The organism is Pseudomonadales bacterium, assembly GCA_024234435.1.
Taxonomy (GTDB): domain Bacteria; phylum Pseudomonadota; class Gammaproteobacteria; order Pseudomonadales; family Porticoccaceae; genus JACKOF01.
In genome coordinates this window covers 2,015,257-2,028,960 of the sequence record JACKOF010000001.1, presented here as the reverse complement: position 1 = coordinate 2,028,960, position 13,704 = coordinate 2,015,257, and the positions used below count along the sequence as shown (strand labels likewise).

The window sequence follows — 13,704 nt, the reverse complement described above, 5'->3', positions numbered from 1 at the left end:
ATGGAAATTTCTGAAAAAAACTGGATTCAGGTGCGAGGTGATGCTAATTCAATAGTTGCAATCCGGCAAATGTTGCACAAAGTATGCTGCCAGTTAGAGGAATCGTCAGCCTGAACCAGCGACGTTCACGCCAGTTTATTGCTGCCAGTGATAAATTAACCAGAATGAAAACCAGTAGAACCAGTGAGCTGGTAGCCTGTGCTAATGTAACCAGTGGGAACCACAGAGCGAAGGTGGCAACCAGAATGCCCACCAGGATGGTTGCAATCGTGGGTGTGCGCGTGCGAGGACTCACATAGCCCAGCAACTTTGGTATCAGGGCATTGTTCGCCATGCCGTAAAGCACACGGGAGGCCATGATCATCTGGATCATGGCGCCATTGAGTATGGCAACAATACCAATAAAGGCCATAACTCCGGGTGAAAACAGGCCCCCCTGTTCCACGACCAGTGCCAACGGCGCTTCCGATGAGGACAGTTGCTCAAGTGGCACAATAGACAGAGCCACAATTGCAACAGTGGCATACAGCAGAGTCGTGATAATTAAAGCCAGAAAAATAGCAATGGGCAGGTTACGGCGGGGGTTTTTGACTTCTTCGGCCATATTCACCATGTCTTCAAAACCGATGAATGCATAGAAGGCAAGGAATGCTCCGCTGATAATTGGCAGACTGCCAATGTCTGCGGCGGCAAAGCCTTTCCAGTTGATGCCCTGGCTGGAAATTTGTTCGCTACCCGATGCGAATACCATGAGCAAGCCGACAATTTCGATCAATGTAGTGATCACCGCCATACCCACTGATTGTTTGACGCCCCAGCAGGCAAGACTGCAAAACAGGCTCACAATTACAATTACCAGCAGGCTTTTGGGTAAGGGCATAAAAAACTTGAAATAACCGATAAAGCCGTTGAGCAGTGTGGCGGATGAGACGATACCACCCAGCACAATGGCAATGCCTACCAGCGTAGCCAGGGCGTTCACACGTAGACCCTCGGCAACATATACCGCTTCACCGGCGCTTTGCGGGAAGCGACTGGAAAGTTGAGCGTAGGCGTAAGCGCTGAAGCTGACGATAATCGCGGATACCAGAAATGCCAGTGGTGTAGCCATACCGCTGATGCTTGCCACTTCACCAAGCAGCACGTAAATACCGGCGCCTAAAATAGTACCAATACCGTATAGGGTAATCTGGAACAGTGACAGTGAGCGCCTGAGTGATGCAACCTGTTTCATGGTATGTGCGAGGGGTACTTGGTATCGGTGAGTGATGTGGGTATTAAACCGCTGCCTATCCTTTGCTCATCTTGCTACTTATAATGGTTGCCGTCCATTATCGATTGGCTGAATCAATATGGTAAAAAGAACGCCCCTTCGTCAACAGCTGTACTCTGTTATTTTCGGCACTGATACACCTGCAGGTCAATGGTTTGATTTGCTGCTGATTTACGCCATATTACTGAGTGTCTTTGCAGTGTCGCTGGATTCTGTGGCGAAACTGCATGAGAGTTATGGCAACATCTTTTATATTCTGGAGTGGACATTCACCATTCTGTTTACTATTGAGTATATTGCCAGGGTTTACTGCTGTCCCTCGCCGCGCCGGTATATCTTCAGTTATTACGGCCTGATTGATCTGGTCTCTATTGTGCCAACCTATCTGGCACTATTTATGACAGGTGCCAGTTATCTGTTAATGATTCGCTTGCTTCGGGTGCTAAGGATTTTCCGGGTGCTGAAGCTGGCTCGCTATCTGACGGAATCAACCCTGTTGATGAGAGCATTGTATCTGGCACGCCGTAAAATACTGATTTTTTTCAGTATAGTGCTGGTGTTGAGCACTATTTTTGGCAGTCTGATGTTTGTGGTGGAAGGCCCGGGAAACGGGTTTACCAGTATCCCCAAGAGCATCTATTGGACGATCGTTACTATTACCACGGTTGGTTATGGTGATATTACGCCTCATACAGTGTTAGGTCAGCTTATAGCGACCATCTCAATGATGCTGGGTTATTCTATTATCGCGATTCCCACCGGCATTGTGACGGCCGAGTTAGCCACAGAGATGCAGCGGCGAAAAGCCTCTCTGCATTGTCGTGACTGTCACAAGGGTGGGCATGATGAAGATGCTGAATACTGTAAATGGTGCGGAGGAGAGCTTCCGTAAGAGGGGAAGAGGGGGCTGCATCGGTAACCGCTGACTGTAAAGTCAAAGATGTGGAATTTAAATCGACAGTTTTATGACAAAACTGTTGTCGCGAACAAATAAAGCTGACAGAATCATTTACCAAGTTTCTTGGTGGCAGTTGGGGTTTCCTGTGAAACCGACAAATATAAAAAATCCTGAATATTTCCATAAGGTAGTGGACTGTCAGTACGCCTGTCCGGCACATACGCCTGTTCCTGAATATATACGTCTGATAGCGCAGCGGCGTTATTCGGATGCCTACATGATCAACTGGGAATCCAATGTATTTCCCGGGGTGCTGGGGCGCACCTGTGATCGACCCTGTGAACCCGCTTGTCGCAGGGGACGGGTTGACGAGGAACCGGTAGCCATTTGCAGGCTGAAACGGGTTGCTGCCGACTTTAAAGAAGATGTTGCCGGTCGCATGCCGCTACCCCCGGCTGTGTCGAATGGCAAGATAGTTGCCCTCGTTGGCGCTGGTCCTGCCTCGCTCACAGTGGCCCGTGATCTGGCCCCGCTGGGGTATGAATTACATATTTACGATGAACAGCCTACTGGCGGTGGTTTCATGCGCAGCCAGATACCGTCTTTCCGTCTGCCTGAATCCGTGCTGGATGAAGAGATTGGTTTTATTCTCGGTATGGGGCCGGTCGCGCACTTCAATCATTATGTTGACAGCCTTAACGATCTGCTGGCTAAAAATTATGATGCCGTCTTTGTGGGTAGTGGTGCGCCCAGAGGACGTGATCTTGCCGGATTGCCTGGCCGTGAAATCGGCGACGCCAATATCCATATAGGCATTGACTGGCTTGCCAGCGTTGCGTTTGAACATACGGTAAAAGTGGGTAAAAAAGTAATTGTTCTGGGTGGTGGTAACACCGCCATGGATTGCTGCCGTACTGCGCTCCGGCTGGGTGGCGAAGATGTGAAGGTGATTGTACGCAGTCCGTTTGAAAGCATGAAAGCGTCACCGTGGGAAAAAGAAGACACCCTTCACGAAGGTATTCCTATCATTGATAACCATGTGCCTCTTGAGTTTGTGATAGAGGAGGACAAGTTGGTTGGCATGCGCTTTGAAAAAGTCGAGGCCGTTTTCGATGAGGCGGGTAAACGATCATTGCTGCCAACAGGTGAGGAGCCAGTGTTCTACCCCTGTGACGACGTGCTGGTTGCGATTGGCCAGGAAAACGCCTTCCCCTGGATTGAAAAGGATATTGGCATTGAATTTGATGATTGGGGTCTGCCACAGCTGGACAAGGTGACGTTCCAGTCTACCAACCGCAAAGTCTTTTTTGGCGGGGATGCGGCTTTTGGTCCGGAAAACATTATTACGGCTGTTGCACAGGCTCACCAGGCCGCCATATCAATTGATCTTTTTCTCAGCGACCGAACGTTGACCGAGCGCCCGGCTCCGGGTACCAATCTGGTTAGCCAGAAAATGGGCATTCATGACTGGAGTTATGACAATGCGGTATCCAGCGATGACCGTGAGGTCGTACCACTGGTGGAACTCACCAGTGCTTTGCAGGATCGGAAACTGGAAGTCGAACTGGGTTTCGACGTTGCTCAGGCATTTGATGAAGCCCAGCGTTGTCTCAACTGTGATGTGCAGACAGTATTTGATGAAGTTCGCTGTATTGAGTGCGATGCTTGTGTTGATGTGTGCCCAATGGACTGCATCAATTTTCTGCAAAATGATGAAGAACCGGTATTGCGGGATTCATTGCGGGTGTCGGCCAAAAACCAGCAGCAGGATCTCTATGTTTCCGAAGATTTAAAAACCGGTCGAGTGATGGTGAAAGACGAGGATGTTTGTCTGCACTGCGGTTTGTGTGCTGAACGATGCCCGACTGCGGCCTGGGATATGCAGCAATTTTATTATTCGGTGACCAAGGCAGCGCCGCTGTCCGTCAATAGCAATGCACAGCGAGCGATAGCATGCAACGAATAGAAGCAGTCAACGATTTTGTCGTCCGGTTCGCAAATATCAACGGTACCGGTTCGGCCAGTGCCAACAATATGTTCGCCAAAACAATCTTCAGAATGGGTATTCCCGTCAGCCCGAAAAATATTTTTCCCTCCAATATTCAGGGTTTGCCTACCTGGTACGAAGTGCGTGTGAACGATAACGGCTATCTGGGACGGCGAGGTGGCGTGGATCTTATGGTGGCTGTTAACCCCCAGAGCCTGGCTGATGATATTCAGACAGTCGAGTCTGGTGGTTATCTGATTTACGACTCCACCAAGCCATTGGATTTACGGTTGCAGCGCAACGATATTCTTATGATGGGGATTCCGCTGACCGAGATGTGTCGTGTGGAATACCGTGATCCCAGGCATCGCCAGCTGTTTAAAAACGTGATCTACATCGGCGCGCTTGCGGCTCTGCTGGATATGGATTTCGAGGTGATGAAAAACCTTGTCCGGGATCAGTTCCAAAAGAAGGAAAAGCTGATTGCTTCTAATATCCATGCACTTGAAATGGGTTATCAGTACGCGACTACACATTTTCAGTGTCCGCTGGGAATTCGTGCTGAAACAAGGCGGCTTGCGGACAATCACATCCTGATGGAAGGTAACGCTGCACTTGGTTTGGGTGCCGTTTATGGTGGCGCTTCAGTCGTTGCATGGTATCCGATTACGCCGTCGACCTCTGTTGTCGAGGGGTTTGAAAAGTATGCCAAACGCCTGCGTATTGATCCTGGTTCCGGTCAGAAAAAATATGCCATTGCTCAGGCTGAAGATGAGCTGGCAGCAATCGGTATGGTGGTAGGTGCCTCCTGGAATGGTGCTCGGGCGTTCACCGCTACCTCTGGTCCGGGCGTATCACTGATGAGCGAGTTTCTGGGGCTGGCCTATTTTGCAGAAGTACCGGCGGTACTGTTTGATATTCAGCGAGCCGGGCCTTCAACAGGTATGCCGACTCGCACACAGCAATCCGATGTTCTGGCGGCAGCATATGCCTCCCACGGCGATACCAAACAGGTTTTGCTGTTTCCCGCCAGCGTTAACGAGTGTTTCGAGATGGGAGCTGCCAGTTTTGATCTGGCTGATCGTCTGCAAACGCCGGTGATAGTTCTGAGTGATCTCGATCTGGGGATGAACGAACATTTCTCCGAGCGGCTGGTGTGGGATGACGAACGACAATATGATCGTGGCAAGGTGCTTGATTTCAATGCTCTGGAAAATATGACTGAGCGATTTGGTCGCTACAAGGATATGGATGGTGATGGTATTTGCTATCGCACATATCCCGGAACGCACCCCACCAAAGGTGCATTTTTCTCGCGTGGTTCCTCGCGGGATGAATACGCAATTTACACGGAAAGCGGTAATGATTATGTGCATAACATGGATCGCTTGCTGCTGAAGTGGGAAACCGGTAAAAACTATGTGCCCAAACCGGAAATCAGGCTGGCGGAACAAAGCACAGACGATGGTGTGATCTTCTTCGGAACTTCGGCAGATTCAACCTACGAAGCACTGGATATTTTGCGTGAAGAGGGCATACACATTGATGCGTTACGCGTTCGCGCATTTCCGTTTAATCAGGAAGTTGAAGCGTTTCTCAGAAATCACCAGCGAATTTTTGTTGTGGAGCAAAATCGTGATGCCCAGATGCGCACCTTGCTCATTAACGAGTGCGATACCGATCCCCGCAAACTGTTAAAGGTGCTTTCCTATGATGGTATGCCGATCACAGCACGCTGGATTTCCGACCATGTTCGGGCAGTGCTGCAAACCAATAACGTTGTTCCTATCAGCGCGGAACAGATTGCCCGGCAATCGGAAGCATAAGCAGAGGTTTTCAAAATGAGTTACCTGCGCCCCAGTTTTCGCCACCCTGACTTACCGACTAATGCGCTTGGCTATACCAAACGCCAATACGAAGGTGGTCTCTCGACTCTCTGTGCCGGCTGTGGTCATGATTCAATCAGCGGTGCCATTATTCAGGCCTGCTTCGAACTGGCTATTGAACCGCACAATGTGGCAAAAGTATCCGGTATTGGTTGCTCCTCAAAAACGCCTACTTATTTTCTTGGCAATTCTCACGGTTTCAATTCAGTACACGGTCGTATGCCATCTGTGGCAACCGGCGCCAATATGGCTAACCGCCAGATGATTTACCTGGGTGTTTCCGGCGACGGAGATACAGCCTCCATTGGTATGGGGCAATTTGCACATGTGGTTCGCCGCAATTTGAATATGACTTATGTGGTGGCGAATAACGGTTGTTATGGTTTGACCAAAGGTCAGGATTCGGCGACATCCGATATTGGCTCAACCAGTAAAAAAGGCAATCCTAATCCCTTTGAGCCTATTGATCTTTGTGCTGTGGCTCTTGAACTGGGCGCCAGTTTTGTTGCACGCAGTTTCTCAGGGGACAAGGAACAGTTGGTGCCATTGTTGAAAGCGGCCATGTCTCATAAGGGTTTTGCGCTGCTGGACATTATTTCCCCTTGCGTTACCTTTAATGACACGCCCAATTCCACCAAAAGCTACCAGTTTTTCCGCGACCACAGGGAGGCGACAGGGAAGGCCGATTTTGTGCCGTTCCAGCAGGAAATTACTGCAGATTATGAACCGGGCTTCAGTCATGAGATTACCCTGCATGATGGTTCTTCCATTCATCTTTATAAAGAGACCGATCTTGACGTTGCAGACCGGGGCTCGGCTTTGCGGGCTATTCGGTCTCACAAAGACAAGGGCAATATCCTTACCGGCCTGCTTTATATAGACCCGGACAGCAGGGATTTTCACGAAATTCAGTCTACCATTCAAAAACCTTTGCGCGATTGTGGGGTATCCGAGCTTTGTCCGGGCAGTAAAGCGCTGGATGCGATCAACGATAGTCTGTGCTGACAACTGCCTGTGTCTTAACGTCATTTTTCTGTAAGTTTATGGTTCTACTCTATGGGTACAGGTGCTTGTGAGGGAATTACTTGATATGTCAGGTCAGGGTTCAGGCGGCAATGTGCTTGCTGCCATCTGCAGTTTTTTTATTCCAGGCTTGGGGCAGCTGGTACAGGGCCGCCTGCTAAGTGCTGCTTTGATGTTTGTACTGGCAACTCTGTTGTGGCTGATTTTTCTGGGTTGGATTATCCATATCTGGTCGATCATTGATGCCGCAAAATATATGCCTCCGGGCGCCGCCGGTGACGATGGACCTGCATGAAAGTGGGGGGTGCCTGCTCTGCTGAGAAGGTTTTCATTCTCACTGCTTTGCAATCAACCGTTCTTTATCTTTATCTTTATCTTGATTTGATTTACCTCTCCTGTTTCAGGCAGCCACTGTTATCGGTATCAATGTCACGGATGTCAGGCTGGAAATCCTTTCCGTAATCGAGCAAGATTGTCGGATGGACACTGTTGTCGAGAGGGAGTTATGGGTAGGCTGATATTGGTTGTGCTGTTGGCAGTTTCGAGCGTTGCTTCGGCGCAGATATATCGCTGGGTAGACGAGCATGGTGAAGTACACTTTTCTGACAAGAAACCCGACACAGGAAAAGCAGAGGATGTTTCTGCCGATTTGAAAACGATCAATGTGGACTCCAGTGCCAGTGAAACTGAGAAATTGAGCCAGATATTCAAGGGGGAAACGCCTGAAGAGAAAAATTATCACCTCGACAAGCAAAAAAAGCAGCAAAGCAGAATGCAGCAGGCCTGCATAAAAGCGAAGCGCAATTTAAAGACACTGCGCGGCCGTTTTTATATGACGGGTGAAGACGGCAAGGAAATCGTTGTCAGTGAAGATGAGCAGCAACGCATGATCGAGAGCCTAGAAGAGCAGATTCGGAAGCATTGCAGGTAGCCACGCGTGATTAGTCAAACAGTTGGCGGAATGTTTTTCATCAATTCGCGATCCTTTTGATCTGAATCAGTTGAAAATGAGAATCATTCTCATTAAAATCTCTTTTCCCGTTCTTCTGAGTAGGTAATTGATCCGATGAAAAAGCTGTTAGCCGGTCTGGTTATGGTCGCCTCAACCCTTGTTGCGGTTCAGGTTGTAAGCGGAAGTACACCTGTTGACGAGGTGGTCGTGTACTCCGCGCGCAAAGAGCATTTGATAAAGCCCCTCTTTGATGCGTATACAAAGAAAACCGGGGTGAAAATTCGTTACATTACCGACAGTGCTGCGCCACTGCTGGCGCGTTTGAAGGCTGAAGGCAGTCGGACACCAGCGGATATTCTGATGACCGTGGATGCGGGGAATCTCTGGCAGGCAGCAGACAGCGGTGTTCTGGCGACACTCAACTCGAAAACATTGCAGGATAACATTCCCGCCCATTTGCGTGATCCGCAAAACCGCTGGTATGGCCTTTCGGTTCGCGCCCGCACGATTGTTTATAATACCGAGGCACTGAAAGCTGAAGAACTCAGTAGTTATGAGAATCTGGCAGATCCTGAATGGCGTGGTCGCTTATGCTTGCGCACGTCGAAAAAAGTTTATAACCAGTCCTTAGTGGCGATGATGATTGCCCGGTTGGGCGAAAAGAAAACAGAGCAGATTGTTGAAGGCTGGATTGATAATCTTGCAGCAGCGCCTTATGGCAGCGACAATGACGTGATGTCTGCGATAGAGGCCGGGCAATGTGATGTCGGTATTGTGAACACCTATTATTTTGGCAGGCTGCAAAAGTCCAATCCGGCCACGAGCCTGGCGCTGTTCTGGGCCAATCAGGGAGCCGATGAAAACGGTGGTGTGCATATCAATGTTTCCGGTGCCGGGATTACCAGATTTGCACCGAACCCTGGAGGCGCGCAGGCGCTGCTGGAATGGTTGTCATCCGCAGAGGCCCAGGGCATGTTTGCAGGCATCAATCTGGAATACCCGGTTAATCCAGATGTTGCTGTTGACCCGCAGGTGGTGGCTTGGGGAAAATTCAAAGCAGACCGGCAGAATTTGTCCACAGCCGGAGAGCTGCAAGTTCAGGCTGTAATGCTCATGGATCGCGCGGGCTACCGCTGAAGGCCTGTTTTTTCGTTACACTTTTACGAGGCATGAGACCTTAATTGTTATTGAGTGATACGCCAGGCGCGGCTTTCTTCGGGAAGCTGCGCTTTTGGCATTTTATGACGATAGGAATTGCCATCATGGTTGCGCTGCCATTGATGGTGATTTTCTCCGGCTGGTTGCAGCCGAATAACAGTGTCTGGCAACACCTGGCACAGACCGTTCTGGCCGATCTCATTATTAACACACTGGTGTTACAGGCAGGCGTGGCTGTAGGGGTGCTGTTGCTGGGCGTTGGCTTGGCCTGGTTGACCACAATGACGGAATTTCCCGGACGTCGCTGGTTTGACTGGTTGCTCATGCTGCCGCTAGCGATTCCTGCGTATGTGCTCGCGTTCGTTGTACTGGGGATGTTTGATTTTGCCGGGCCGTTGCAGACTCAGTTACGCGAGTGGTTCGGCAGCGATATCAGGCTACCGCAAATCCGCAGTACCGGCGGAGTGATTATTGTCATGACGCTGGTGCTTTACCCTTACGTTTATATGCTGGCTCGTTCGGCTTTTCTGGCGCAAAGCGCGCATACACTTGATGCGGCTAAAATACTGGGGCAAAACAGCTGGGGAGTGTTTTTTCGAGTTTCGCTGCCGATGGCACGTCCCGCTATTGTAGCGGGTTTGTCGCTTGCCATGATGGAAACGCTGGCCGATTTTGGTACTGTTGCGGTGTTTAACTACGATACGTTTACAACGGCAATTTACAAAGCCTGGTTTGGCCTGTTCAATTTGCAAGCGGCTTCCCAGCTAGCGTCACTGCTGTTGATATTTGTTGCTGTGGCCCTTTATGCCGAGCGCCATCTTAGGGGGCGAGCGAAATACCATCAGGCGCAAGCGCTGCGTGACATTCGTCTCCCTTTGAAGGGCTTCAGGGCTTTTTTTGCAACAGCAGTGTCAGGGCTGGTATTTTTCCTGGCGTTTCTGTTACCTGTGGCTCAGTTATGTGCGTGGAGTTATCAGGTTGTTACTGCTGATCTGGATCGCCGCTATTTTGAACTGCTGTGGCATACCCTGGCACTGGGGGCTTCAGCGACGCTGCTAACCCTCACCGGAGCGCTGTTACTGGCATTTGCTCAACGTTACCAGGGCAAAAAAGGTGATTTGATTATCCGTAACTCCGTAGCGGTTGCCACTCTGGGTTATGCGCTGCCGGGTTCAGTGCTGGCCGTTGGTGTCATGCTGGCTGTTACCGGAGTGGATAATGCGCTGGGCTCTTTGTGGCATGCGTTCACTGGTGTTGAAACCGGTCAGTTACTTGGCGGCACAGTGGTAGCATTGCTGATAGCTTATCTGGTGCGTTTTCTGGCGGTTGCATTTGGCCCTATAGAAAGTGGTCTGCAACGTATTCGCCCCTCTCTGGCTGACTCGGCTCGAAGCCTGGGCGCCAATAATCGACGTATCTTTTTATCGATTTATCTGCCGTTGCTGAGACCCGGCTTGTTGACTGCTGCATTGCTGGTGTTGGTGGATGTGATGAAGGAGATGCCAGCTACGTTGCTGTTGAGGCCGTTTGGCTGGGATACATTGTCTGTTCGTATTTATGAAATGACTTCAGAAGGTGAATGGCAGCATGCCGCGTTACCGGCCATTACCTTGATTCTGGCGGGATTACTGCCGGTAATTGTGCTGGTCAACCGCTCGGCACGTCCTATTCGGGAGTCGGTCAAGCAGCAACCATTGTCTGTAAATGGTCATACAAAAACACAGGAACCGATGTAGATGGAGCAGTTACTGGAGATAACCGATCTTTGCTGTGGTTATGAAGATAAAGCTGTTGTCAGGGAGATTTCCATGTCCATGCAGTCGGGCCAGTTGGTGAGCCTGCTGGGGCCCAGTGGTTGCGGGAAAACGACAGTGCTCCGGGCTATTGCCGGGCTGGAGCCGGTTGTAAGTGGTGAAATCTACCTGAACGGCAAGTTGGTCTCGAAAACCGACATGACCGTGCCGCCCGAACAGCGTGGTGTTGGTATGGTTTTTCAGGATTTTGCATTGTTTCCGCACCTCACGGTAGCTAGCAATATCCGTTTTGGTTTGCGGCATTTGAGCCGCGCTGATCAGCATAGCAGAACAGTGGAGTTGTTGGCTCTGGTTGGCCTCGAAGAACATGCAGAACATTATCCGGATGAATTGTCAGGGGGGCAGCAACAGCGTGTTGCACTGGCCAGAGCGTTGGCTCCAAAGCCGCGTCTGTTGTTGATGGATGAGACTTTTTCCAGCCTGGATGTGAGCCTCCGCGAGCGGTTGGCTATTGATGTGCGCAACATTCTGAAGGATCAGGGTACCGCCGCACTGTTTGTCACCCATGATCAGAATGAAGCCTTCTTGATCGGAGAGCGCATAGCGGTGATGCGAAAAGGATGCATAGAGCAGATTGACACGCCTTTTAATCTTTATCACGAGCCTGTAAACCGCTTTGTCGCTAACTTTATTGGTCAGGGCCGCTTTCTGTTTGGCAGGCTTGTTGCGCCGGACACGGTTGATACTGCGATCGGCATACTCTCGGGTAATCGGGCCTATGGCTGGCCAAAAGGTAGCCCCGTTGCTGTTTTGTTGCGACCTGATGATCTTGTTTTGAACGAGCAGGAGTCCCGGGATTCAACCCGATGTGAAGTTATTGACCGGGCATTTCGTGGTGCTGAAACGCTCTATACGTTAAAGCTGGATGGGGGTGAAGAGTTGCTTTCGCAAATGCCGAGCCATCATGATTTTGTCATAGGGCAGCAAGTTTACCTGGAACCTCATCTTGATCATATGGTGTTGTTTGACCGATAAGCGCCCCGGAGCAAATCCCGGGACGCCGTGCTGATCGAAAAGGATCAGGCCACAATGTCCAGTAGTTCAATCTCGAAAATCAGTGCCTGATAAGGGCCTATTGCACCGCCTGCGCCCTGCTCACCGTAGGCCAGTTGGTAAGGGATAAAGAGTTTCCACTTGGAGCCCACCGACATGGATTGCAGTGCTTCGGTCCAGCCACTGATCACACCGCCGACCGGGAATTCTGCCGGTTCTCCGCGGCTATAAGAGCTGTCAAACTCCGTGCCATCAATCAGTGTGCCTCTGTAGTGTGTGCGAACCGCCGAGGAAATTGACGGAACGGCGCCGTTACCCTGTTCGATAATTTCATACTGAAGTCCGGATTCAGTAACGATCACTTCTTCGCGGAGGGCGTTTTCCGCCAGAAAGGCTTCCCCTTCGGCAGATTGTTCGGCCGCCTGAGCAGTCTGTTTTTGCTGAAGTTCTGCCTGAATAACTTCGAATGCAGCATTGATATCCTGGCCGGGGATACGCATTTCCCGCTGATTAAACGCATCTTCAATGCCCGCCAGGGCTGCATTTAGAGAAACACCATCAAAGGTTCCTTTCAATTGCTGGCCCATCTGCAGGCCAATACCATAGGAGGCTTTTGTTTCATTACTTGAAAAATCGATATCTGACATGAGGTCCCTCGGAGTTGAAGGTGCATGCCATGCATACGGCAGCACCGGATGAATTAACTAGGATAGGTGGGGGTAAATCTCAGGATTACAAGGTTATTCTATGCTTATAATGTCGGCAAAAATTTGTCTGACAAGAAAAAGATGATTGAAAAGAAAGATCTAATTGATATTGCTAATATGTCCATGCCGTTCGGAAAGTATGCCGGGAGGGTGCTGGTCGATTTGCCTGAAGAATACCTGTTATGGTTTGCCAACAGGGGATTCCCCTCAGGTCGGCTCGGTGATTTGTTGCAGATAACACTGGAAATTAAAGTGAATGGCCAAGAAGCTGTACTGGACCCACTGCGAAATTATCCCCGGATACACTGACGTTCATTGGATGATCATTGTTTGGTGAAAGTAAGTTATCTTTTGCGTTCCTGCGGCACGATGTGCCGGAATGATAAGCAGGTACTGGCTGATAAAAGATTCAATTGCTAGTATCAAGACCTCTCTAATCCAGAAACAGGTGAATGCTACTATGTTTGACAAACAGAAAAACAGCAGAGACGAAGTTTCTCCTTCCTCTTCATTTCAAAGCAGCCCTTCTTCGGCTCCGGTGCCCAGCAATCCGGGCAGTTCAAGTGCGGTAATCGGTAAGACCGTGGTGATCAAGGGCGAGGTAACCGGTGATGAAAACCTGATTATTGAAGGTAAAGTCGAGGGTTCTATCAACCTGCACGCGCATGAGCTGGCTGTTGGTAAAAGTGGTGAGGTGAATGCCGATATCACTGCCAAAGTGGTCCGTATTGAAGGACAGGTAGAGGGGGATATCATCGGCAACGATGTTGTGACCATTACCCGTAGTGGCAATGTGCGTGGCAATATTGTTTCGCCAAGGGTCACGCTTGAAGATGGTGCCAAGTTTAAAGGCAGTATTGATATGGATCCTGGGGAATCAGCTAATCGTGATGCCCGTGTGTCGGCAAAAGTCCCGCAAATTAGCGTTGAGAAACCTGCTGATGAAAAGGCCGCTAATCATCCGGCAAAAAACACTGGTGGTTGAGCATTAGCAGCTGGAAATAGCCACGCAT

13 protein-coding genes are annotated in these 13,704 nt (G+C 50.0%); 11 read left to right on the top strand and 2 right to left on the bottom strand.

Going from position 1 to position 13,704, the window contains the following annotated elements:
• Positions 1-43 precede the first annotated feature (43 nt).
• Positions 44-1,234 carry an amino acid permease gene (locus H7A02_09315; GenBank protein ID MCP5172451.1) on the bottom strand — a complete coding sequence of 397 codons (1,191 nt, stop codon included), beginning with the start codon at positions 1,232-1,234 and terminating at the stop codon, positions 44-46.
• Between the two features lie 118 nt (positions 1,235-1,352).
• Between H7A02_09315 and H7A02_09310 the strand changes: the two genes are divergently transcribed.
• The 9 genes from H7A02_09310 to H7A02_09270 all read left to right on the top strand — a co-directional run bounded on the left by H7A02_09310 (position 1,353) and on the right by H7A02_09270 (position 11,966).
• Positions 1,353-2,165 (top strand): ion transporter, encoded by an 813-nt coding sequence (locus tag H7A02_09310; GenBank protein MCP5172450.1) that lies wholly within the window; start codon positions 1,353-1,355, stop codon positions 2,163-2,165.
• Positions 2,166-2,316: 151 nt separating this feature from the next.
• Positions 2,317-4,137 (top strand): FAD-dependent oxidoreductase, encoded by a 1,821-nt coding sequence (locus H7A02_09305; GenBank protein MCP5172449.1) that lies wholly within the window; start codon positions 2,317-2,319, stop codon positions 4,135-4,137.
• A complete protein-coding gene (locus tag H7A02_09300; protein MCP5172448.1) occupies positions 4,125-5,984 on the top strand; it encodes a 2-oxoacid:acceptor oxidoreductase subunit alpha in 1,860 nt (619 codons plus the stop codon). Before H7A02_09305 ends, H7A02_09300 begins: the two co-directional genes overlap by 13 nt.
• A 15-nt stretch (positions 5,985-5,999) precedes the next feature.
• Positions 6,000-7,049, top strand: coding sequence for a 2-oxoacid:ferredoxin oxidoreductase subunit beta (locus H7A02_09295; GenBank protein ID MCP5172447.1), 1,050 nt, complete (start codon positions 6,000-6,002; stop codon positions 7,047-7,049).
• A gap of 85 nt (positions 7,050-7,134) precedes the next feature.
• The gene (locus tag H7A02_09290) at positions 7,135-7,362 is read left to right on the top strand and encodes a hypothetical protein (protein ID MCP5172446.1); all 228 of its coding nucleotides are present in this window, start codon (positions 7,135-7,137) and stop codon (positions 7,360-7,362) included.
• A 210-nt stretch (positions 7,363-7,572) separates the two neighbouring features.
• The gene (locus H7A02_09285) at positions 7,573-7,998 is read left to right on the top strand and encodes a DUF4124 domain-containing protein (protein ID MCP5172445.1); all 426 of its coding nucleotides are present in this window, start codon (positions 7,573-7,575) and stop codon (positions 7,996-7,998) included.
• A 135-nt stretch (positions 7,999-8,133) separates the two neighbouring features.
• Entirely contained in the window at positions 8,134-9,156 is a 1,023-nt protein-coding gene (locus H7A02_09280) for an extracellular solute-binding protein (GenBank protein MCP5172444.1), read from the top strand.
• Positions 9,157-9,260: 104 nt separating this feature from the next.
• Positions 9,261-10,913, top strand: a complete 1,653-nt coding sequence (locus H7A02_09275; GenBank protein MCP5172443.1) for an iron ABC transporter permease — start codon at positions 9,261-9,263, stop codon at positions 10,911-10,913.
• A complete protein-coding gene (locus H7A02_09270) occupies positions 10,914-11,966 on the top strand; it encodes an ABC transporter ATP-binding protein (protein MCP5172442.1) in 1,053 nt (350 codons plus the stop codon). It begins immediately after the preceding gene.
• Positions 11,967-12,010: 44 nt separating this feature from the next.
• On the opposite strand, the gene H7A02_09265 is transcribed toward H7A02_09270, so the two are convergent.
• Positions 12,011-12,631 (bottom strand): FKBP-type peptidyl-prolyl cis-trans isomerase, encoded by a 621-nt coding sequence (locus H7A02_09265; protein ID MCP5172441.1) that lies wholly within the window; start codon positions 12,629-12,631, stop codon positions 12,011-12,013.
• Positions 12,632-12,772: 141 nt separating this feature from the next.
• Here H7A02_09265 and H7A02_09260 point away from each other — a divergent pair, with 141 nt between their 5' ends.
• Positions 12,773-13,000 (top strand): DUF3820 family protein, encoded by a 228-nt coding sequence (locus tag H7A02_09260; GenBank protein ID MCP5172440.1) that lies wholly within the window; start codon positions 12,773-12,775, stop codon positions 12,998-13,000.
• A 151-nt stretch (positions 13,001-13,151) separates the two neighbouring features.
• Positions 13,152-13,676, top strand: a complete 525-nt coding sequence (locus tag H7A02_09255; protein ID MCP5172439.1) for a polymer-forming cytoskeletal protein — start codon at positions 13,152-13,154, stop codon at positions 13,674-13,676.
• The last annotated feature ends 28 nt before the right edge of the window (positions 13,677-13,704 follow it).